Origin of the sequence: Serratia aquatilis (assembly GCF_044865145.1) — a bacterium.
Classification (GTDB): Bacteria; Pseudomonadota; Gammaproteobacteria; order Enterobacterales; family Enterobacteriaceae; genus Chania; species Chania aquatilis.
This window is the reverse complement of the sequence record NZ_CP173186.1, coordinates 2379952-2402490: the sequence shown is the minus strand read 5'-3', so window position 1 is coordinate 2402490 and position 22539 is coordinate 2379952. Positions and strand designations below refer to the sequence as shown.

22 protein-coding genes and 1 pseudogene are annotated in these 22539 nt (G+C 48.6%); 8 read left to right on the top strand and 15 right to left on the bottom strand.

The features are described 5' to 3' along the window. Window positions 1–880: 880 nt before the first annotated feature. From SAQUA_RS10790 to SAQUA_RS10780, 3 genes and pseudogenes are all read right to left on the bottom strand, one after another. Entirely contained in the window at window positions 881–1537 is a 657-nt protein-coding gene (locus SAQUA_RS10790) for a fumarylacetoacetate hydrolase family protein (protein WP_380673404.1), read from the bottom strand. Window positions 1538–1647: 110 nt separating this feature from the next. Beyond that, window positions 1648–1743, bottom strand: a pseudogene (locus tag SAQUA_RS10785) (lytic murein transglycosylase); the annotation flags it as partial. A 183-nt stretch (window positions 1744–1926) separates the two neighbouring features. After that, window positions 1927–2199: a YcgL domain-containing protein gene (locus SAQUA_RS10780; RefSeq protein WP_380673402.1), complete on the bottom strand. Its 273-nt coding sequence runs from the start codon at window positions 2197–2199 to the stop codon at window positions 1927–1929. A 136-nt stretch (window positions 2200–2335) separates the two neighbouring features. On the opposite strand from SAQUA_RS10780, the gene minC reads away from it, so the two are divergent. Genes minC through minE form a run of 3 tightly spaced genes read left to right on the top strand, consistent with a single transcriptional unit; the run spans window position 2336 to window position 4133 of the window. Further along, the gene (minC, locus tag SAQUA_RS10775) at window positions 2336–3022 is read left to right on the top strand and encodes a septum site-determining protein MinC (RefSeq protein ID WP_380673400.1); all 687 of its coding nucleotides are present in this window, start codon (window positions 2336–2338) and stop codon (window positions 3020–3022) included. Between the two features lie 25 nt (window positions 3023–3047). Continuing rightward, a complete protein-coding gene (minD, locus tag SAQUA_RS10770) occupies window positions 3048–3860 on the top strand; it encodes a septum site-determining protein MinD (protein WP_380673398.1) in 813 nt (270 codons plus the stop codon). Window positions 3861–3863: 3 nt separating this feature from the next. After that, entirely contained in the window at window positions 3864–4133 is a 270-nt protein-coding gene (gene minE, locus SAQUA_RS10765) for a cell division topological specificity factor MinE (RefSeq protein ID WP_380673396.1), read from the top strand. A 222-nt stretch (window positions 4134–4355) separates the two neighbouring features. Here the strand turns inward: minE and rnd are convergent, their stop codons facing one another. From rnd to SAQUA_RS10740, 5 genes are all read right to left on the bottom strand, one after another. After that, a complete protein-coding gene (gene rnd, locus SAQUA_RS10760; protein ID WP_380673394.1) occupies window positions 4356–5477 on the bottom strand; it encodes a ribonuclease D in 1122 nt (373 codons plus the stop codon). A gap of 88 nt (window positions 5478–5565) precedes the next feature. Further along, window positions 5566–7254 carry a long-chain-fatty-acid--CoA ligase FadD gene (gene fadD, locus SAQUA_RS10755; RefSeq protein ID WP_380673392.1) on the bottom strand — a complete coding sequence of 563 codons (1689 nt, stop codon included), beginning with the start codon at window positions 7252–7254 and terminating at the stop codon, window positions 5566–5568. 209 nt (window positions 7255–7463) lie between these two features. Next, on the bottom strand, window positions 7464–8069 hold the full coding sequence (locus SAQUA_RS10750) for a Slp family lipoprotein (RefSeq protein ID WP_380673390.1): 606 nt from the start codon (window positions 8067–8069) through the stop codon (window positions 7464–7466). Between the two features lie 106 nt (window positions 8070–8175). Then, window positions 8176–8877 (bottom strand): tRNA (adenosine(37)-N6)-threonylcarbamoyltransferase complex dimerization subunit type 1 TsaB, encoded by a 702-nt coding sequence (gene tsaB / locus SAQUA_RS10745; RefSeq protein WP_380673388.1) that lies wholly within the window; start codon window positions 8875–8877, stop codon window positions 8176–8178. Window positions 8878–8943: 66 nt separating this feature from the next. Continuing rightward, the gene (locus SAQUA_RS10740; RefSeq protein ID WP_380673386.1) at window positions 8944–10851 is read right to left on the bottom strand and encodes an ATP-dependent DNA helicase; all 1908 of its coding nucleotides are present in this window, start codon (window positions 10849–10851) and stop codon (window positions 8944–8946) included. A 133-nt stretch (window positions 10852–10984) separates the two neighbouring features. On the opposite strand from SAQUA_RS10740, the gene SAQUA_RS10735 reads away from it, so the two are divergent. Continuing rightward, window positions 10985–11329 carry a RidA family protein gene (locus SAQUA_RS10735; RefSeq protein WP_380673384.1) on the top strand — a complete coding sequence of 115 codons (345 nt, stop codon included), beginning with the start codon at window positions 10985–10987 and terminating at the stop codon, window positions 11327–11329. A gap of 39 nt (window positions 11330–11368) precedes the next feature. Here SAQUA_RS10735 and mdtI read toward each other — a convergent pair whose 3' ends face one another. The 4 genes from mdtI to zwf form a co-directional block, all read right to left on the bottom strand. Further along, window positions 11369–11698 (bottom strand): multidrug/spermidine efflux SMR transporter subunit MdtI, encoded by a 330-nt coding sequence (gene mdtI, locus SAQUA_RS10730; RefSeq protein ID WP_380673382.1) that lies wholly within the window; start codon window positions 11696–11698, stop codon window positions 11369–11371. Next, window positions 11685–12053 carry a multidrug/spermidine efflux SMR transporter subunit MdtJ gene (gene mdtJ / locus SAQUA_RS10725; RefSeq protein WP_380673380.1) on the bottom strand — a complete coding sequence of 123 codons (369 nt, stop codon included), beginning with the start codon at window positions 12051–12053 and terminating at the stop codon, window positions 11685–11687. The genes mdtI and mdtJ overlap by 14 nt, the downstream gene beginning before the upstream one ends. Window positions 12054–12828: 775 nt before the next feature. Next, on the bottom strand, window positions 12829–13470 hold the full coding sequence (locus SAQUA_RS10720) for a bifunctional 4-hydroxy-2-oxoglutarate aldolase/2-dehydro-3-deoxy-phosphogluconate aldolase (RefSeq protein WP_380673378.1): 642 nt from the start codon (window positions 13468–13470) through the stop codon (window positions 12829–12831). Between the two features lie 167 nt (window positions 13471–13637). Continuing rightward, entirely contained in the window at window positions 13638–15113 is a 1476-nt protein-coding gene (gene zwf / locus SAQUA_RS10715) for a glucose-6-phosphate dehydrogenase (RefSeq protein WP_380673376.1), read from the bottom strand. A gap of 419 nt (window positions 15114–15532) precedes the next feature. Here zwf and SAQUA_RS10710 point away from each other — a divergent pair, with 419 nt between their 5' ends. The 4 genes from SAQUA_RS10710 to SAQUA_RS10695 all read left to right on the top strand — a co-directional run bounded on the left by SAQUA_RS10710 (window position 15533) and on the right by SAQUA_RS10695 (window position 18972). After that, window positions 15533–16405, top strand: a complete 873-nt coding sequence (locus tag SAQUA_RS10710; RefSeq protein WP_380673638.1) for a MurR/RpiR family transcriptional regulator — start codon at window positions 15533–15535, stop codon at window positions 16403–16405. 185 nt (window positions 16406–16590) lie between these two features. Beyond that, window positions 16591–18033, top strand: coding sequence for a pyruvate kinase (gene pyk / locus SAQUA_RS10705; protein ID WP_380673374.1), 1443 nt, complete (start codon window positions 16591–16593; stop codon window positions 18031–18033). A 72-nt stretch (window positions 18034–18105) separates the two neighbouring features. Next, complete coding sequence (locus tag SAQUA_RS10700; RefSeq protein ID WP_380673372.1) at window positions 18106–18297, top strand: hypothetical protein; 192 nt, start codon at window positions 18106–18108, stop codon at window positions 18295–18297. A gap of 36 nt (window positions 18298–18333) precedes the next feature. Next, entirely contained in the window at window positions 18334–18972 is a 639-nt protein-coding gene (locus tag SAQUA_RS10695) for a leucine-rich repeat domain-containing protein (protein ID WP_380673370.1), read from the top strand. A 55-nt stretch (window positions 18973–19027) separates the two neighbouring features. On the opposite strand, the gene lpxM is transcribed toward SAQUA_RS10695, so the two are convergent. The 3 genes from lpxM to znuA all read right to left on the bottom strand — a co-directional run bounded on the left by lpxM (window position 19028) and on the right by znuA (window position 22489). Then, window positions 19028–19996, bottom strand: a complete 969-nt coding sequence (gene lpxM, locus SAQUA_RS10690; RefSeq protein ID WP_380673368.1) for a lauroyl-Kdo(2)-lipid IV(A) myristoyltransferase — start codon at window positions 19994–19996, stop codon at window positions 19028–19030. A gap of 216 nt (window positions 19997–20212) precedes the next feature. Next, a complete protein-coding gene (mepM, locus tag SAQUA_RS10685) occupies window positions 20213–21532 on the bottom strand; it encodes a murein DD-endopeptidase MepM (protein WP_380673366.1) in 1320 nt (439 codons plus the stop codon). A gap of 21 nt (window positions 21533–21553) precedes the next feature. Continuing rightward, the gene (znuA, locus tag SAQUA_RS10680) at window positions 21554–22489 is read right to left on the bottom strand and encodes a zinc ABC transporter substrate-binding protein ZnuA (protein ID WP_380673637.1); all 936 of its coding nucleotides are present in this window, start codon (window positions 22487–22489) and stop codon (window positions 21554–21556) included. Window positions 22490–22539: the final 50 nt, after the last annotated feature.

Below are 22539 nucleotides of genomic sequence, written 5' to 3'. Positions count from 1 at the left end.
CGGACTCTACTACTCAATCATCTTGCCGATGCTGTCAGAAAAAGTGAGAGCAATGAAATAAATGAGCTAAATGATTGATTAAAAAGGATATAAAACGCGTTTGAAATAGTCTAACTATTTGTATTACAGGCACAATGGATAGGCAGATAACTAACAATAAAACATTGCTTATAACTTTAAGTCTATAAAATACAGATGTTTTATATTGTATAAAAAGCATGCAACTTAAACATAGTTACGAATCAAGTCAAAAAACGTCTAAAGACATAGATGCACAAAGCCTAAAGAAGATGTTTATATTGAGCTGACGAACATTGCACCTTACGTAATATTTTAAATCTTGCGATCAATATACCTATCACGACAAAAATTATAGTTGTATATGCAGTGTCCACCCAGATTAATTTCATCACCACTGCAGATGAGCTAAACAGGCAATTACAAAGGGTTAACATATAATGTATTGAGTCCTATTAGCTACCGTTCGGTACTGTAGCTCCGAAACTTTATGAGCAAGTATCCGTATTAACACCGTCGAAAAATCAGTATTAATTACTAAAAAAACTACTGACTGGAAGGGTACCAAGGGCGCTGATGAGATTGGATTTTATGAAATGAGTAAAATCATGATTGTCGTATTCATATAAGCCACATCTATGGAAAGCGGTTTTATAATGCCGATGCAGTAACTTTTTTTGTTAAGAAAATTTGATGAGCGCTTCTTTATGCTCAAATTTTTGTGAATTGCAGGCAATTAGACCGTTATCTCCAACATACGATCACTGAGTTTACCAGATGACTATGAACCTCATCCTTGAGGTTCATCTTTCAAGCTGTCGACAACTCCGCTGTCAATCCAGTATTACAGCTTTGATTAAGCCTAAATCACACGGGTACTGAGTGCTTTTCCATTAAGAGAAATTTTCAGCATATCTCCAGAAGCCATCGGGCCAACGCCCTGAGGCGTCCCCGTCAGGATGATGTCACCAGCACGCAGCGTGAAGAAACGGCTCATATAAGCAATTAATGGTAAAATAGGCGTAATCATATCCCGCGTATTACCTTGCTGGCGCAACTCATCGTTTACTGTAAGGGATAACTCGACATTTTGCGGGTCGCCAAACTCAGCAACAGGAATAAAACCGGAGATAGGGCAAGAGCCGTCGAATCCTTTGGCTTTTTCCCAAGGCTGCCCGGCCTTTTTAAACCCTGCCTGCAATTCACGCAAAGTTAAATCCAGCGCAACGCCATAACCCGCAATAGCCCGGGCAACGCGATCCTCATTAGCCTGCTTTAGGGGAGTACCAATAAGTACCGCAAGCTCCACCTCATGATGAACAGCACCCAAACTTTTAGGGATTGCTACCGGTTGCCTGATGTCACACAACGCTGTTTCAGGTTTGATAAAAAGCACAGGTTCGGGTGATATTGAATTTCCCATTTCCTTAATATGGTCAGCGTAGTTGCTGCCCACACAAACTACTTTGCTCACTGGGAAATCAAGCAACGCTCCTTGCCAGTCTCTATGTTGATACATACCGCCTCTCCCAACCACAGTTTAGGGGCTCGCTATACCAAGCCCGTGATACGAAAAGAGTGCCGTTCCAGGCACCTGGAGGGTACAACCCTTATTGTGCAATACCATCCAGCCATCATCCCCACACTAATCGCAAAATGATACGCACGATTCCAGCGCATGAGAGTACGGAAGTTATCATAAACCAGAAAAGTACGCCCTTGCTGTTCGCCTAACATGATCGGCCAATTTCTCACACCAGAAACTAAAGCCATTTGCACCCCACTCAACCACGCTATGAACCTGTACATCATTCAATCCCGGATCTCAGCAGTTGACCTCGGCCACAAGTCTATTTGGGAATATTCGGAGAAGGCAGCATTTAGCTGACACACGGTATTCAACCAAATTTATTTATCAGAGTCAGACAGGTGAAGGTTTAATAAATTTTCCACAGGTGGTGGAAACTGCAGATAAAAGCCTTCCTGTTTCAATGCTTCTTTCACTTTTTCGATATCCGCTGACGCTAACTTCTTGCGTCCGTCGAGTGAAAGCATCATGGCAAACTGTGGTGTACCGAAGCTTTTCATCAGTTCTTCAGGTACACGCGAGAAATCGTCTTTTTTTTCGACATAAAGATAAGTTTGATCACGTTTTGAGCTTCTATAGATCACACAAAGCATTTTTTTAACTCTATTTAATTGAGGCAGCGTCTTGCCTGGATATAACTCTGACTATAACATGCTTATAGTACTTCGGAATATCGCGCCCCGAATGGTATTCCGGGGATTTAAAGTTGCTGAGACTGAGTCAGGATAGATGTCACAATCGCCAATTGAGCTAAAAGGCAGCAGTTTTACCCTATCGGTTGTTCATTTACATAGTTCAGAACCCGAGGTAATACGTCAGGCACTTCAGGAGAAGGTGGAACAAGCCCCAGCTTTTCTTAAGAATGCCCCTGTTGTAATAAATGTTGCAGCGCTGGATAGCGACGCGAACTGGAGAGAAATTCAACAGGCTGCCACAGCTGCTGGATTGCGAGTTGTCGGTATCAGCGGTTGTAAAGATGAGCGGCAAAAGCGTGCTATTGCACGAGCAGGTCTCCCCTTCCTTAATGAAGGTAAAGGTCAGAGAATGGCCGCTCAAGCACATGCGATAATACCAGACAATGCCCCTGCTAAAACGCGTATCATCAGTACTCCGGTCCGTTCTGGGCAACAGATTTATGCCCGCAATAGCGATCTTATTGTCACTAGCAGCGTCAGCGCTGGTGCTGAATTAATTGCCGATGGCAATATTCATATTTATGGCACCCTGCGAGGAAGGGCATTGGCTGGAGCCTCAGGGGATACCAGGTGTCAGATTTTTTGCACACACCTGGGGGCTGAGCTAGTCTCTATCGCAGGGCAGTACTGGTTGAGTGATCAAATCCCGTCCGATTTCTTCGGGCAGGCAGCGCGTCTCAGCCTGTCGGATAATGCATTAACCATACAACCTTTAAATTAAGCCCTTTTGACAAGGAATCCATTTCATGGCACGCATTATTGTTGTTACATCGGGTAAAGGGGGCGTTGGCAAGACCACATCAAGTGCGGCCATTGCTACCGGTCTAGCTCAGAAAGGCAAGAAAACCGTAGTGATCGACTTCGATATCGGCCTACGTAATCTTGACCTTATCATGGGGTGCGAACGCCGCGTAGTCTATGATTTTGTTAATGTAATTCAGGGTGATGCCACGCTGAATCAAGCCTTAATCAAAGACAAACGTACCGATAACCTCTACATCCTGCCCGCATCACAAACGCGTGATAAAGACGCACTGACCCGTGAAGGCGTTGAGAAGATCCTCAATGATCTCGATGAGATGGCGTTCGAATTTGTGGTTTGTGACTCACCGGCAGGTATTGAGACTGGTGCATTGATGGCATTGTATTTTGCCGATGAAGCTATCATTACCACCAATCCCGAAGTCTCTTCGGTTCGTGACTCTGATCGTATTCTAGGTATCCTTGCCTCCAAGTCACGCCGTGCCGAAAAAGGCGAAGCGCCAATCAAGGAACATCTGCTACTGACACGTTACAACCCGGGGCGCGTCAGCCGTGGCGACATGCTCAGTATGGAAGACGTGTTGGAAATTCTCCGCATTCCGCTGGTTGGCGTGATCCCTGAAGATCAGTCCGTATTGCGTGCCTCGAACCAGGGCGAACCTGTTATTCTTGATAGTGAGTCTGATGCTGGTAAAGCCTACGACGATACCGTTCACCGCCTGTTAGGAGAAGAACGCCCATTCCGCTTCATCGAAGAAGAGAAAAAGGGCTTCCTGAAACGCCTTTTTGGGGGATAAACCATGGCCTTGTTAGACTTCTTTCTGTCCCGCAAAAAACCAACAGCCAGCGTTGCCAAGGAACGGCTGCAAATTATCGTTGCAGAACGCCGTCGCAGGGATAGCGAACCACACTATCTGCCTGATTTAAAACGCGATATTCTGGCTGTTATTTGTAAATACATTCAGATCGACCCCGAAATGCTGCATGTGCAGTTTGAGCAAAAAGGGGACGATATTTCGGTTCTTGAACTTAACGTGACCCTACCGGAATCTGAAGAAACTGATAAATGATGTGGCGTATTAAGTGCCCCTGTATATTCCATACAGGGGTCACTGTATAAAATACCAGTCATTTAAGTAGCCAATAGAAATAAAACGTGCAGTTGCGTTGAAATAAAGTCCAATATCATTCTAGCTGAACTCTTTTTGGCTGAATTCTGGCATTTTTGATTTATGTGATTTTTTAGCAAGCGGAACAATTTGATTAAACTGTCCCGCCATTGTTCCAATCGATTAGTACTCTTGTAGGATACTCAGCAAGGGTTGCGCCAATAATTCCCCACGCCAGCCATTGATTAACTCCGGTAATGTGTCACTCTCTTTCAATTTCCAGTGCCAGTTCAGCAGTTGGTTAATCTGCCGACGGGAAGCCAATAATTCAACGCTTAAACCATTTTGCTCACTCACAGTGGTAATTGCGGCTTTTATTTCCTTGAATACTTTCTTATAGCCAGGCTGATCGATCAGATTGATGATCGGTTCGGGCAAAACAGAATCGTCGAGTGCATTGGCTTCCTCAACCAGCGCCACCAGCGTTTTGCCATGGTAGCGTATCTCCGGACCGCTCAGCCCAAGCGCATCAAGTTCACCGAATGAGGAAGGCATATAACGGGCAACCGCCCAAAGATTCTCTTCACGCACCACAAAGTTTACCGCCAGATCGCGCTCACGGGCTTGTTGAAGGCGCCACGCAGCCAATTTCTGTAGGCATGCCAATTGGCGTGGACGCAACTGCCAAGCATTATTAATCTCACGATAGGCCAACTCAGGAGCCAATGTTTCGCTGCGACGTTGGCAAAGCAACAGACATTCATCCTCTGCTGCCTTAGTGCAACCGGCCTCTTCGGTTTGCTGCATCAATTTTTTTGCCATTGGCAACAGATAGAACACATCAGCAGCAGCATAAATGCACTGCCGCTCGGTCAATGGCCGAGCTAACCAGTCGGTACGTGACTCACTTTTGTCCAGCTCGACGTTCATGTACTCCGCCACAAGTTTGGCAAAGCCACAAGATAGCGCGTGCCCACTGAACGCGGCCAGGATCTGGGTATCGATCATAGGTTTTGGTAATGCTTTAAAGGCATTAAGAAAAACCTCTAGATCTTCACTGCCCGCATGTAAAAACTTCACCACAGCGGTATCACCCAACAAATCAATAAAGGGCTGCCACTGCTTAATCGGCAACGGATCAATTAGTGAGAGTTGTTCGCCATCGTATAGCTGGATCAGGCCCAACTGCGGATAGTAGGTTCGGGTGCGAACAAACTCAGTATCCAACGCAACCTGGGCATAGTTTCTTGCCTGCTCGCAGACTTGCTGCAATCCGGCGTCGGTAGTGATCAACTGATAATTCAAAACGTCATTCTCTCGGTCATTTGTGTGGTTCAAACACAACAACGCCGGCATTCACCGGCGTTGCTGAAAAGGTGTTACGACAACTAACCTAAGCGGCATTAGCAGCCTTGGTTTTTTTCTGTTCGTCACGCAACTCACGTCGCAAAATTTTGCCGACATTCGATTTTGGTAATTCGTCACGAAACTCAACAATTTTGGGCACTTTATAACCCGTCAGGTGTCTGCGACAGTGGGTAAGTAATTCTTCTTTAGTGAGTGACGCGTCTTTCCTCACTACACAAATTTTCACTGCTTCCCCAGAAGCACCACTTGGCACACCGATGGCCGCACATTCAAGTACCTTCGAATGCTGGCTGACGACATCTTCGATCTCATTCGGATAAACATTAAATCCTGAAACCAGGATCATATCCTTTTTACGGTCGATGATGCGAATAAAGCCTTCATCATCCACCATAACAATATCACCGGTTGCCAACCAGCCGTCATGTAATACTTCGTCCGTTGCATCAGGACGTTGCCAATAGCCTAACATAACTTGCGGCCCTTTAACCCAAAGTTCACCGGGTTCCCCCCGAGCCACATCTTTGCCATCGTCATCCACCACGCGAATATCGGTCGAGGGCACCGGCAGACCGATACTTCCGCTGTAATGCATTAAATCGTGTGGGTTGCCAGACACCAAAGGTGAACACTCTGTCAAGCCATAACCTTCCAACAAATGTTTGCCTGTCAGCTTTTCCCATCTTTCAGCAACAGCTTTCTGTACCGCCATTCCACCACCCACTGACAGCCGTAGGGAGGAGAAATCAAGCTTCTGGAAATCTTCATTGTTCAACAGCGCATTAAATAGAGTGTTGACCCCAGTCATGGCACTGAATGGATATTTTGCCAGTTCCTTAACCATCCCAGGAATATCACGTGGATTGGTGATCAGTAGGCTGCGTCCCCCCAGTTCAATAAACAGCAAACAGTTTACCGTCAAAGCAAAGATGTGATAGAGAGGCAAGGCAGTTACCACCAACTCTTGCCCATCACGAAGTAACGGTGCATAGGCTGCTTTGGCCTGCGCCAGGTTGGCCTGCATATTACGATGAGTCAGCATCGCCCCTTTGGCAACCCCGGTCGTACCACCGGTATACTGCAGGAAAGCCAGATCCGAATTGATAACATCAGGCTTCACATATTGCAAACGGCGGCCACGCTGTATCGCACTGCGGAAAGAGATCGCATCAGGTAGGTAGTATTTGGGCACCAGTCGTTTGATGTACTTCACCACGAAGTTAACTAAGGTCCCTTTGGCAGCAGATAGCTGATCGCCCATGCGGGTCAGGATGACGTGCTTCACTTGCGTTTTGAACACCACTTTTTCCAGCGTATGAGCAAAGTTTGAAACGATCACAATGGCGCTGGCACCACTGTCGTTTAACTGATGCTCTAACTCTCGCGGTGTATAAAGCGGATTTACGTTAACCACAACCATTCCTGCACGCAGGATACCAAACAGTGCTATCGGATACTGCAACAGGTTAGGCATCATTAGTGCAACGCGGTCCCCCTTCTTCAACCCAAGCTCATTTTGCAGGTAAGCGGCAAAAGCCCGGCTGCGCTCCTCCAATTTGCGGAAAGTCATTACCTCCCCCATATTGATGAAGGCGGGTTGATCCGCATAGCGTACGGCTGCATTTTCAAAAACTTCGATCAGTGATGAGTAGTGATCGGCATCAATTTCTGCCGGAACATCTGCTGGGTAACGTTTTAACCAGACCTTTTCCAAGCTATTACTCCTGAAATCATTACTAATTTTCATCGCAGCCCCCAAAATCACAGCCTGATTTAACAATATTTTAACTCAGCGTACCAGTTTGGGTTTTAAACAATATTCAGGTTGCGAGGTGCGTCACTAATTACCAACACATCAAGACACCTAAATAGAAAAGGCGACCATTTAGCCGCCCTAGCAAAATCTCCTTCTACCCGTATGGTTTACTGGGTAACGATGGTCTGTATTTGTGCAGGGCCTGGGTTATACCAGCCTCCCCAGCCAGGCCCCCAGTGTCCACCGTGCGGCCCCCGCCCCCAGCCAGGCCCTGGTCCCCATGGCCCCATAGGCTGCGGCGGCATAATGATTTGCTGAGCAATGCGCCAACGTTTGAAACCATTAGCATCCATGGTGACAAATCGGTAAGGCGTCGAGCCAATCTTTCCTTCATGAATACCAGTAATAGGCCCGACGACGGTAACCAGTTGTCCTCTGAAATCAATCGGATCGAGAAAACCATTAACCGTAGCCAGTATGCGTCCTTGCGATGGTTCGCCAAGAATAGGGCGAGCACCTGAGTCCAACGGCACTGCAGCAATCTCCAGTATCGTTCTGCCACGCTCATTAACCATTGCCGCGACCGTACCACCAAAGCGCCCTTCAACACCCTTAAACAAATTTGGTGCATTTTGCACCGTAGAGATATCGGTTACAGGTGTAGCGCTCGTTCCCTGAATAGCATCTGGTATAGTCACACAACCGGAGAGCGCCAACGCGCTGCCAGCGATTGCCAGCGTTAACAATTTTCTACTTAAAGTATGGGTTAACATCGTCGCAATCTCCTGTAATAACTGTAACTTCGACCGCGTTACGTGATGCAAGTTGCAGGCGCTGTATCTTCAACCTTGTAACAGCAACACTTTAATAATAGTGTAATTATTCACGCCCCGGCAGTTTCTTCCAGGTAACTTCATTACGCAGATAAGTAGGTTCAGCATTTTCTACACTTACAGCCAAGCCTTGCTGCCAGGCTCTAAGTGCCAATGGCAACATATCTTCAGCATGCGGCAACAACATTTGCCCATCGGTAAGGTTGAGAGACGTGCCCGCAACCAGGTCAGGATAAGTTTGCCACCCGGTTCCTGCATAGGCCCAGTTCCCCTGCAAGTGGTATGCTCGCTCAAACGCTTGCTGCGGAGACAGCACCGCCTCCCCTTCGCTCTCCAGCCAACAGCCATTTGGCTGACGCTCAAACTGTCCCCAATAGACTTCTCCCATCCGCGCGTCGATTGTTGCCAATACGCGTTGTGCACCGCTCATCCGCCAGGCACCTTGCGCCATGGTTTGTAGCGTGGAAATGCCAAGCATCGGCAGATCGGCTCCCAGCGCCAGACCTTGGGCAATCCCAATGCCTATACGCACACCGGTAAAACTGCCAGGGCCGCGGCCAAACGCCAGCGCATCCAGTTGAGAAAGGGTTAGTTCAGACTCAGCAAGCGCCTGTTGTACCAACGGTAGAATGCGTTGGGTGTGCTCGCGTGGGCACAACTCGAACAGGACGTGAGTTTCGCCTTGATTCCAGATAGCAACAGAACACGCTTCTGTCGCCGTATCGATCGCTAAAATTCGCGTGGACATGCCAAACCTCAGGCGGGAAAAATCAGTGGTTTAATAAAGGGCGCATATTGTAGCACGGCCCTATGGCTACGCATATCGGGCCTTAAGGAAGGCTATCGCCTGCGCCAGATCGCGGGTGCGCGGCGTTGGCGGCAAACTGTTGAGGAACACTTCACCATAGGGCCGCATGACCAAGCGATTATCACAAATGACCAACACACCGCGATCATCGGTATCGCGGATCAGGCGGCCAACACCCTGTTTAAGCGTGATTACCGCATCGGGTAGTTGGACATCATTAAATGGATCGCCACCACGTAAGCGGCAATCCTCAATACGGGCTTTTAATAGCGGATCATCTGGTGAAGTAAACGGCAGCTTATCGATAATGACACAAGAGAGCGCATCGCCCCGGACATCAACGCCCTCCCAGAAACTGCTGGTTGCGACCAGCAACGCATTCCCGGCCTCAACAAACTGCGCCAGAAGTTGGCCTTTACTCGTTTCTCCTTGTAATAAGACCGGCAGCGCAAGCGTGGCTCGGAATTCCTCAGCCAATTCGCGCATCATTTGGTGGGAAGTACATAGGAAGAAACAACGTCCTTGGTTGGCTTCTATCAATGGCCGCAACATCCGGGCCAATTGACGAGCCCCTCCTGGCTGATTTGGCGAGGGCAGAAAACGGGGGACACAGAGTAATGCCTGATTGGCATAGTCAAACGGGCTTTGCAGCAGCAAGGTTTTAGCCTTATTCAACCCCAGGCGTTCGGTGAAATGGCCCATTTGCTCGTTAACCGAGAGTGTTGCCGAGGTAAAAATCCAACTACCGGGTTTTTCATCAAGCATTTCGCGAAAGCGATCGGCTACGGTGAGCGGCGTCAATGCCAATACAAAATGCCGTGAGTTGCATTCATACCAGTAACTAAATCCCGGCTCGCCGACCTCTTTCAACCGCTTGAGACGAGCACGATATAACGTAACGCGCTCGAAAGCCGCATCCAGTAAAGCTGAGCGCCCAAGAGATAGCTTAACCACGTCGTAGCACAATTCCAGCGCATCATCGAGTAACAGCAATGCACGCTGGACGTTTGGCTGGGCAAGTACTTCGCGCAAGTTGCCACGGAATCCAGGCTCACCCAATGCTAAGCGAAAATCCTGCGTACTCTGGCTAAGACGATCGGCACTTTTTTGCAGTTGCGCGGTATCACGAACTTCGGTGCGATAGGCAATAGTAATGTCTTTTGCTACGTCCAACAGTTGGCGGCTGGTCAGTTGTTTGCCAAAGTATTGGCTGGCAATATCCGGAATTTGATGTGCTTCGTCGAAGATCATCACGTCCGCTTCCGGTATCAGCTCGGCAAATCCCCCCTCTTTGACCACCATATCGGCCAAAAATAGATGGTGATTCACCACCACCACATCTGCATCCATTGCCCGACGTCGTGCTTTAACTACAAAGCACTCTTTATACAATGGGCAATCACTGCCCAGACAGTTATCGTTAGTGCTGGTCACCAAAGGCCAGACAAAACTGTCTTCTGCCACATCACTGCACGAACTAATATCACCCTCTTCAGTTTGGGATGACCAACTACGCAGCCGCACCAAATCGATCAATGTCTGCCCTGCCAGTTCACCACCCGCCATGGACTGCTGCTCCAACCGTTCCAGACACAGATAGTTGGCTCGCCCTTTGAGGAGAGCCAATTTTCCTTTATATTTTAAGGCATTGGCAACAGTAGGAAGGTCACGCGTATAGAGTTGGTCCTGTAATGCCTTGGAACCGGTGGAAATAATCACCTTACGTTTCGAACGCAATGCCGGTGCCAGGTAGGCATAAGTCTTCCCGGTACCGGTCCCTGCCTCAACCACCAGTTCCTGTTTGAAATTGATGGCTTCGGTCACCGCCTCAGCCATTAATTTCTGCGGCTCACGGGGTTTAAAACCATTGATTGCCTGCGCTAATGCGCCTTCTGGTGCGAAATCGTCTATCACGCTATCTCTCTGCCGGTGTCATTCAGCGGTGATTATGCCAAGCCCGTTAAGCCGCTACCACCGACTTTATCAGCAACCACATCCTATAAAGGCTGTGTTATCCTTATGATGTTGAAGATATGGAGATAAATGAATGAACATCGAACGAATTGATCCAGCACAACGGTGGTCAGAAGCAGTGATCCACAATGACACCATTTATTACACTAGCGTGCCGGAAAACCTTGATGACGATGCAACGGCACAAACCGCCAATGCGTTAGCAGCGATTGACGTGCTGCTTGCACGCGTGGGATCTGATAAAAGCAGGATTTTAGATGCCACCATCTTTCTAGCAGATGGCAATGATTTCGCCGCTATGAATGCGGCTTGGGATGCCTGGGTTGTCGCAGGCAATGCCCCAGTACGTTGTACCGTGCAGGCGCGGCTGATGAACCCGAAATTCAAAGTTGAAATCAAAATTATTGCAGCTCTCTAAAAAGAACACCGCAGGCCATGACCTGCGGTTTAGCTTCTTTTACGCCAGCTTGATGATCACCATGCCTGTCAGCAACAATGCCAAGCCAACCCAGCCTTTCGCATTCAACCGCTGGCCGAACAGGATCCAACCGGCAGCGATTGTGGCTGCAATACCGAAACCGCCCCACAACGCATAAGCAACCGATAGGTCGATCCCCTTTACCGCCTGGGCCAACGCACTGAACGCAGCCAGTACCGTCAGCAAAGAGAGCAATCCCATCCAAATCCTGCGGAAACCATCGGACATTTTCAGAAAGATGTTGGCGACTATTTCAAGTACGATAGCAAGTGCCAGAAACCCAATGTGATACAACTCAAGCTGTTGCATGGTCGCCACCTTGTGGGTTTACCTGTTTTCGTGTTTTACGAGTCCCTGATTTCACCAACAGGATCCCGGCGATCAATGTTACCAGGCCAAACACTTTCAAGGCGGAGATTGGCTCATCAAACAGCATAACGCTGAACAGAGTAATAAACAGAATGCCAATCCCTTCCCACAGCGCATAAGCCACGCCCAATGCAACTCGCTTTACCGCTAATGACAGCATGATGTAAGAGCCAGTAATCATCACATACATCACAATATGCCCGGTCATTCCACCACTGACGCTGGCGTATTTCATAGACAGGGTACCTATAATCTCAGCAACAATGGCAAAGCCTAAAAAGATCCAATAAATCATTATTTTTCTCCCAAACGGTGAATATCACTCGCTAAGGCGTGTTTATCCCAATGTATCTCATCAAACAGCCGCACAGCGACACTTGAGACATAGAAATCCCTGGGGATAAACCTACCCGAACGTATCAATAATGTTTGCCCGGAAACGCCAAACGACGGTCAGTCAAACCTGTCATCGGTACCGGTTAAGGGAAAAGGCGCTATAGCTCGCTGCACCAGTGATGCTCACTGGCAAGGATGGCAGAAAGGAAAAGCTGGCAAGTAGAAGTTCTGAGGGTAATTCCATTAAGTATCATCATAATTATTCTATATCTTCAGCCGCACACCGTGCGATTTGCCCAATATCCTCATGAATGTAAAATTATCTACCGCATTATTTTTACCACAGCAAATAAAAGAAAGCAAACCGCCATTTTCGCAAAAAGTGAGGAAAAACGTTCTATAAATAAGAATGTTAATACTTTTAAAAATTAAGAAAGCCTAAAATCACGCTTGAATTTTATCAGGAATATAGCCGCAAAATTACAGCCCAAACTCAGCCGCAATGCGGATTAAACCTGTGCTTGTAAACCGAGGCAACTCAGCTTAAAACTTTTGCAAACCTGGGCAGTCATAAAGAGTGATTACCGGTAGTTTTCCCAGTGGTGCGGCTATTAACCTATCGCTATGCAAACTCAACGATGCAACTGGTATAAACGGCGAAGTAGTAGGAATGACCGGCAAAAAAAATGCCAATCACAATGGATTGGCATCAACAGAAAAACGACTTTGTTTACTTACGCTTTTGCTCCCTCGACAGCTTCACGCGCCAATTCAGTGATACGGGCATAATCACCTTTTTCCAGCGCATCTGCCGGCACCAACCACGAACCACCGATACACAGCACGCTCTTCAATGCCAAGTAATCACGATAGTTGTTCGGTGTGATGCCACCCGTCGGGCAGAAACGAACCTGCGAGAAAGGCCCGGCAATTGCTTGCAACGCCTTGACGCCACCGTTGGCTTCGGCCGGGAAAAACTTAAACTCGCGCAGACCATGATCCATTCCCTGCATCAGTTCAGAAACCGTACTGATGCCTGGGATCAACGGAATGCTGCCTGCAGTAGCGGCTTGCAGCAGGCCGGCAGTCAACCCTGGGCTGATAGCGAACTGTGCTCCAGCCTCAGTTACCTCATGCAGTTGTTGCGAATTAATCACCGTTCCAGCGCCAATAATGGCATCAGGCACTTCTTTAGCAATTGCGCGAATAGCATCCATCGCACAGGGGGTACGCAAGGTCACTTCCAACACGCGTACACCACCTGCAACCAATGCTTTAGCCAACGGGACTGCATGTTCCAGTTTGTTGATCACAATTACCGGAACGACTGGGCCGGCCGTCAGGATCTGCTCAGCACTGGTTTTCCAGTTTTTCATCGTCGTTATCTCCACTACTTTCGGTTGGTGTATGGCACGCCCCTGCCACAGGGCTCCGCATCACTACGGATTCCGATCGTACCTCCAGGTAAAAATCCAGCAGACAGGCTGTTGCCCGTCAGATACTCCACTTCTCTCCCAAAGAGAGAGAAGATATACAACAATACTTATTCGAACTCATTCCAGGAACGGCCATCGCGGGTGATCATCGCTACAGACGCAACCGGCCCCCAAGTCCCAGACTGGTAAGGTTTTGGCGCTTCATTATCCGCTTTCCATGCATCCATGATGGAGTCTACCCATTTCCATGCCTCTTCTACTTCATCACGACGCACAAACAACGCCTGGATCCCACGCATGGTTTCCAGCAGCAGACGTTCGTAAGCATCTGCCACGTGTTCTTGGTTGAAGGTTTCTGAGAAGCTCAGATCAAGCTTGGTAGTCTGCAAGCGATGCTTGTGATCCAGCCCTGGCACCTTGTTCAGCACCTGGATATCGATCCCTTCATCCGGTTGTAGGCGGATGGTTAGTATGTTCTGCGGCAGTTGCTGATATGAGTCGCGGAATAGATTCAACGGTGGGTTTTTGAAGTAGACCACCACCTCTGAGCACTTGGTTGGCAGGCGTTTACCGGTTCTTAGGTAGAATGGCACGCCAGCCCATTGCCAATTGTCGATATCAACACGAATGGAGACGAAGGTTTCGGTAGAACTGCTCTTATTCGCCCCTTCTTCTTCCAGATAGCCGGGCACTTTCTTACCCTGGACAAAGCCTGCAGTGTACTGCCCACGAACCGTGGTTTCACGGACATTGGTGTGATCGATACGGCGCAGCGAACGTAGCACCTTTACTTTCTCATCGCGGATGCGGTCAGTGGTTAAATCTGCCGGTGGCGACATGGCGATCATCGTCAGGATCTGCAGCAGATGGTTCTGGATCATGTCACGCATCTGACCAGCCTGATCGAAATATCCCCAGCGGCCCTCAATTCCCACTTCTTCCGCCACGGTGATTTGCACATGATCGATAGTGCGATTATCCCAGTTAGACGAAAACAGCGAGTTAGCGAAACGCAATGCCAACAGGTTCAGAACCGTCTCTTTGCCCAGATAGTGGTCAATACGGTAAACTTGGCATTCGTTAAAATATTCCGCGACCTGATCGTTGATCACCCGAGAGGATGCCAGATCGGTACCGAGCGGTTTTTCCATCACCACACGCGTCGGTTCTTTATTCAGCTTGGCCTCTCCCAGACCTTTGCAGATAGCGCCAAAAGTGCTTGGTGGCATGGCAAAATAGTTAATGGTGGTGCGATTTTTCTGATCCAGCATCTTGCCGAGACGAGAGAAATTCTTGCTGTCATTGACATCCAGATTACAAAAATCCAGACGAGCGCTCAGCGTAGTCCACAAGTTGTCATCAAGCTTTTCTTTCAGGAAGGTGTCTAGCGCTTCTTTGACTATCTTGGTATAGGATTCTTTATCCCACTCGGCGCGGCCTACACCAATAATACGGGTATCCGGGTGAATGTGGCCGGCTTTCTCTAATTGATACAGGGAAGGCAGCAGTTTACGACGCGCCAAATCGCCTTTCGCGCCGAAAATAACCAGGTCACACGCCTGGGCTGTAGAGGTTACCGCCATGTTCATCTCCTCGTTTCAGGATAATTGTAATTTTCTTACATTACTAATGTACTCTCTTTGACTACAGCCAGTAAACCCAGATCAAAAGCGGAAGATAAAACACAGGGCCAGCCCTGTTAACCCCGACGTGAGGCTGATGTTGTTGCTAACGAGAGGGAGTGTAATTATCTATCTTTTTTGACGCTCTTTTACCATTATGAAAGTTAGACACAGGTCATGTTCTGGTGAAAAAAACCAGCATATTCCATGTCGACACTGCCAACGTCTACCAGCACGTAGTATATTTTCACTAAACTGGCATTGATTTCTCCTTTGATTGAAATCGACTTACCCTATGAGTTTCAGGCTACAGCCAGCGCAACCTCAACTGGAGTGGCCTAAGAAATGGCGGGTACAAAACCATGAGTGACTCTCGTTATATGAATACGCTGGAAAAAATCCAGAGCCATCTGGAGCTCCTGAGCAAATCTGAAAGGAAAGTCGCCGAGGTGATCCTGGCCTCCCCACAAACTGCAATTCACTCCAGTATCGCCACGCTGGCAAAAATGGCTGATGTCAGTGAGCCTACCGTTAACCGTTTTTGTCGCCGACTTGATACTAAAGGGTTCCCTGATTTCAAACTCCATCTGGCACAAAGCCTGGCAAACGGTACACCGTACGTAAACCGCAACGTCGAAGAAGACGACAGCGCAGATGCCTACACCAGTAAAATCTTTGAGTCAGTGATGGCCAGCCTTGATACAGTAAAGGCAAATCTCGACATTACCGCTATCAATCGTGCGGTTGACCTACTCACACAGGCAAAAAAAATCTCTTTCTTCGGGTTAGGCGCTTCGGCAGCCGTTGCGCACGATGCGATGAACAAATTCTTCCGTTTCAATATCCCCGTGGTCTATTTTGACGATATTGTCATGCAACGTATGAGTTGCATGAACTCCTCCGAAGGCGATGTCGTAGTATTGATCTCGCATACCGGGCGAACCAAAAACCTGGTGGAAATGGCACATCTGGCGCGGGAAAATGACGCCACCGTGATTGCCATAACCTCTCGAGATACACCGCTGGCCAAAGAGGCCACCCTTGCACTGCTATTAGATGTGCCGGAAGACACTGACGTTTATATGCCAATGGTATCGCGAATCGCTCAGTTAACGCTCATAGACGTTCTGGCGACAGGATTTACCTTGCGCAGAGGACCTAAATTCAGAGATAACTTGAAGCGGGTCAAAGAAGCGTTGAAGGAATCGCGTTTTGATAAGGGCGCTTCCATTACCAAGAGCTTTGACTCTTAACTGATTTTAAATCCGCTGCCTCGTCTCGATTTGCTCGGCGGAAATATAGGTTGTACCGTGTTAGTACGCTCGTACGGATAACCCGAGTGAAATATCAGCAGAGTACCCTCGCTGAATACGGTCGGTTTCGTTATTCGACGTTATCGCAACACCAATACTTGCTTTACCAGTCAACGGAGTAATACATGTCCAGACGGCTCAGAAGAACCAAAATCGTAACCACACTGGGTCCGGCTACTGACCGCGACAATAATCTGGAAAAGATCATTGCCGCAGGCGCAAACGTAGTTCGGCTTAACTTTTCTCATGGTACTGCAGAAGATCATCAACTTCGTGCAAATAAAGTACGTGAGATTGCCGCAAAATTAGGGCGTCACGTCGCTATCCTGGGCGATCTTCAGGGTCCGAAAATTCGCGTATCCACCTTTAAAGAAGGGAAAATTTTCCTTAACGTTGGCGACAAGTTCCTCCTTGATGCCAACCTGTCAAAAGGTGAAGGCGATAAAGAAAAAGTGGGTATCGACTACAAGGGTTTACCTGCCGATGTCGTTCCTGGCGATGTACTGCTGTTGGATGATGGCCGCGTACAGTTGAAAGTGCTTGAAGTTCAGGGCATGAAAGTGTTTACCGAGGTCACGGTTGGTGGTCCACTGTCGAACAATAAGGGCATCAACAAGCTGGGCGGTGGGCTGTCTGCCGAAGCACTGACTGAGAAAGACAAAGCCGATATTATAACCGCGGCCAAAATTGGCGTCGATTATCTTGCCGTTTCCTTCCCACGTACTGGTGAAGACCTCAACTATGCGCGTCGTCTGGCGCGTGATGCGGGCTGTAACGCTAAAATTGTGTCAAAAGTGGAGCGTGCCGAGGCCGTAGCCAGCGACGAAGCGATGGATGACATCATCCTGGCTTCCGATGTGGTGATGGTTGCCCGTGGCGATCTGGGTGTGGAAATCGGCGATCCGGAGTTGGTCGGGATCCAGAAGAAACTTATCCGTCGTGCCCGTACGCTGAACCGTGCAGTAATCACTGCCACGCAGATGATGGAGTCGATGATCACCAACCCGATGCCAACCCGTGCAGAAGTTATGGACGTGGCAAACGCCGTGCTGGATGGTACCGATGCAGTAATGTTGTCCGCAGAAACAGCTGCCGGTCAGTATCCTGCTGAAACGGTTGCCGCAATGGCACGTGTTTGCCTGGGCGCGGAGAAAATCCCAAGCATCAACGTTTCCAAGCACCGTTTGGACGTGCAGTTCGACAATGTCGAAGAAGCCATTGCCATGTCGACAATGTATGCCGCCAACCACCTGAAGGGTGTGACAGCCATCATTGCGATGACCGAATCTGGCCGTACCGCGCTCATGATGTCCCGCATCAGTTCCGGTCTGCCAATTTTTGCCATGTCGCGCCATGAGCACACATTAAACCTGACAGCACTTTATCGCGGAGTGACCCCGGTCTACTTCGGCAGTCATGGTGATGGTGTCGCCGCTGCCAATGATGCAATTGGCCGGTTACGTGAAAAAGGTTATCTGGTTTCTGGCGACTTAGTACTCGTCACCCAAGGTGATGTTATGGGTACTGTGGGTACGACCAATACCTGTCGTATTCTGCGCGTAGAATAACCGTACTTCTGAGTATTGAGGCCAGTCAGTTGACACTGACTGGCTTTTTTATTTCTGTCTTGAGAGTTTTTTATGCTGCACCAACATCTACCCCAACATCATGATTCACTGGATCTCGATGGACGACAATTAGAGCAACTGGATGAAAAAGATCTGCGCGGCTCCGAGTTGCAAAAAATCAGCTTATATAATAATCGCCTGACTCACTTTCCTGAGCAGATTTTTCGCCACCGAGACTTGAAAGTACTAGGCTGTGTCCCTTAATTGCCCGCCGAAGTCGGCCTCCTAACAAAGTTGGAGATGTTGGATTTTGGCCACAACTGTGCAACCTCGCTTCCAGAAGAAATAGGCACGTTGCGCAATCTGCAATACCTGTATTTGAGTGACAACGGCTTCAGCCAGGTACCCAATTCAATGACCCAGTTGCAGCAACTGCGTTACCTGAACATGACGGATGATAAGCTTACGCTCTTTCCGCAGGAATTTTATTCGTTGGCGGCGTTACAAGAGCTTCGACTTTACAATAACCAAATTGCGGCACTGCCAGCCAACAGCAGCAAGATGTGTCAGTTACGCGAGTTACACCTGATGAATAATCGTCTGGAAACTCTGCCTGAGGAAATTGCTCAAATGGCAGCATTACAAGTAATAGATTTGGAAAAGAACGCGATTGCGCGTTTGCCAGAACAATTCTGCCAACTACAAAAACTGACTACGCTCAATCTACGCTCCAACCTACTGACCGAGCTACCAGAAGAATTTGGTAAATTAAGTTCGTTAGTTTCATTGAACCTGCGTGCAAACCGTCTGACCAGGCTGCCGCAGAGTATGGGGAAAATGAAGGCTCTGCGACGGCTAGATTTGCGCTGGAATAGCCTAAGCCATTGCACACCAGTAATCGAACAACTGATCAAGCAAGGCTGCATGGTCCATTACTAAAATCAAAAAAGCCGAGCAGATATTCACCACTCGGCTCGGCACAGAGTCATGGCACTTAGCGATATAAATCATCCCTCACGTAGGGCTCTATCTCACCTTCTTTGCGCGTTTTCAGCAATTTCAAGATCCATGTGTACTGTTCCGGATGCGGCCCAACCAGGTTTTCAACTTCTTCATTCATCCGGCGTGCAATCCGCTGCTCATCGGCCTCGGCCAGATCGTCCATCGGCTCACGGATAGTGATATCGAGCATACTGGTTTTACCGTCATAGACAGGAAACAGCGGAACAATCGCCGCCTTGCAAACTTTCATCAGACGGCCAACGGCTGGTAGCGTGGCTTTGTAGGTCGCGAAGAAGTCTACAAACTCACTATGCTCCGCACCGTGATCCTGATCTGGCAGATAGTACCCCCAGTATCCCTGACGTACTGAACTGATAAACGGTTTGATGCCATCATTCCGGGCGTGCATACGGCCACCAAACTTCCGGCGCACAGTATTCCACAAGTAGTCAACCAGTGGATTACTTTGGTTATGGAACATCGCCGCCATCGGTTGCCCACGTGCAGCCATCAACATCGCCGGTACATCAACGGCCCAACCGTGTGGCACCAGAAAAATCACATTACGACCTTCCTCGCGAATTTTATCCAGCACTTCCTCACCGTGCCAGCGCACACGCTTGAGGACCTTTTCCGGGTTGGTACATGCCAATTCAGCCATCAGAACCATGGATTGCGGCGCGGTAGCAAACATTTGATCAATAATATGTTCGCGTTCGGTTTCAGGTAATTCAGGCAGACAATAAAGCAGATTAATACGGGCACGGCGGCGAGCACCTTTGGCTACTTTGCCAGCAAGCTTACCAATCGCTCCCAATACCGGATCACGCATACGCGCTGGGATCAGCGAAATGCCAGCCATTAGGCCGGTTCCCAACCACACCCCCCAGTAACGCGGGTGGTAAAAGGCCTTTTGAAATTGCGGGATGAACTCTACGTTCGATTTATTCTCTTTTTGCATGAACCAGCTCTTAACAAAACGCGTCAGCTCGAAAAGTACAACCATATCCCGTCATATTTCGTACTATGGCCTGTGATTAAAGCGTATAGCTACCAATGGTCACCACAGTTTAAAATATGAATGGGACATTAATTGCTAAATGTTCCCGAGCAGGCGCTAATAAAAAAACATCGGCCCAAAATCAGGCCGATGGTAGCTTCGACGGCGCAGAAGTCATTAATCCAACTGCAACTGTGGAAGCACTTCTTTTACTTGTGCCAGGTAATCGCTACGATCCTTACCGCTTAAGCCTTCAGAGCGCGGTAACTTGGCCGTCAACGGGTTTACAGCCTGTTTGTTAGTCCACAGCTCATAGTGCAAATGTGGGCCCGTTGAACGCCCGGTATTACCAGAGAGTGCAATGCGATCACCACGTTTCACTTTCTGACCTGGCTTGACCAACAGTTTTTTCAGGTGCATGTAGCGGGTGGTATATTGGCGACCATGGCGGATCGCCACATAATTTCCGGCTGCTCCACTCTGTTTGGCAATTACAACCTCCCCATCCCCAACGGCCAGCACAGGGGTACCTACCGGCATAGCAAAGTCGACACCTTTGTGCGGAGCGACACGCCCGGTCACCGGGTTAACGCGGCGCGGATTGAAGTTGGAAGAAATACGGAACTGTTTCATGGTAGGGAAACGCATAAACCCGCGCGCCAAACCAGACCCTTGACGATCATAGAATTTGCCATCGTCCGCACGGATCGCGAAATAGTCTTTGCCGCTACTGCGCATTCGCACGCCTAAAAGTTGGCTTTGTTCGCTTTTACCGTCAAACTCTTCACGTGACATAAGCACTGCGAACTCATCGCCCTTACGCAATTTGCGAAAATCAAGTTGCCACTGCAGTGCCTTAATTACCGTATTGATTTCAGAACGGGTAAGGCCCGCGGCTGCCGCACTGCTCACAAAACTGCCGTTCAGTTTGCCGCTCAGCACCTTGTTGCGCCACTCGCCCTTCTGTGTTTCCTTGGTTTCTTTAAAAGTATTCCCCGAACGCTCATACGTGCGTGTTTCGCGTCTGGAAACTTCCCAGGTTAACCGTTGCAGATCGCCTGCATCGTTAAGTGTCCATGAGAGTTGCTGGCCAATCTTCAGATTACGCAGGTCGCGATTCTGAGAGGCCAGTAAAGAAACATCGGACATTTCTATGCCGTATTGAGTCAGAATACTGCCAAGTGTGTCACCGGTGGAAACAACATATTCGTGCACCCCCTCTTCACCGGAAACCTTCTGGTCCAGTTCATCCTGTGGGATTTCATCATCGGGTGTTGGCTGATCGGCATCGATCGGTTCACTGGCTTCAGGCAGTAAAGAACGCAACTGATTGGACTCTAACTCGACATTTTTAACGATAAGGTTATGTTCTGGGTGATAAGAAGGCCGCCAAATAGCGACAGCCAACGTGACTACTGTCAACGACCCCAACATTACGCGGTGGGGCCGAGGCAGGTTGTTATACGCCAGAGTGATAGTTCGTACTATCTTCTGCACTCGATGATATCCTCATAAGCTTTACTTCAGGCAGCTCACGTACTGGTTGGACAGCGCTGTGAGGAAGTTCCCATAGCTGTCTTTACCCAGTGCGATACCTGTGCCAAGCGGGTCCAGCGTTCCAGAACGCACTTTAGTCCCCTCGGCAATGGTATTAATTACGGCCGGTCTGAATTGTGGTTCAGCAAAAACGCAGACTGCTTTCTGCTCAACCAACTGTGTTCGAATTTGGTGTAAACGCTGTGCGCCGGGCTGAATTTCAGGGTTAACGGTAAAATGGCCCAAAGGGCTCAAGCCGTAGTGTTTCTCAAAGTAGCCATAAGCATCGTGAAAAACAAAGTATCCTTTACCTTGCACAGGCGTAAGCATATTAACAAGATTTTTGTCAGTTTGCGCTAGCTGATCCTCGAACTGGCGCAGGTTTGCGTTTAATTTGTCCTTATTTTGCGGCATAAGTTCCAACAATCTATCGTGAATAGCGATCGCGGTCACTTTTGCCACCTCTGGTGACAACCAGACGTGCATATTATATTCACCGTGGTGATGATCATGGTCACTTTCCTCATGTTTTTTCTCCCCGGAGGCAGGCTCGTGATCATGTTCGTCATCACCTTTCATCAATAGCGGTTTTACAGCCGGCAGTTCACTGATCGCCAGTTGCTTGTTAGCTGGGATCTGCTTCAAAGATTTAGTTAAGAAAGCCTCCATGTCTGGCCCCACCCACAGCACCAGATCGGCACTGCGCAGCCGTTGAATATCCGATGGACGCAGTGCGAAGTCGTGAGGTGATGCGCCATCAGGTAACAATACCTCTGTAGGAGTGACTCCATCGGCAATCGCTGAGGCAATGAATCCTAAGGGGCGAACAGACGTCACTACCGCCGCTGTTGCGCTGCCGGTCATCATTAACGCACTTGCGAGCAATGTATATTGCAGCCATTTAATTTTCCGTAACATCATTAGTAACCCCATCGTTTTTGGTAAAGAAGCGTGATATTATAACATTC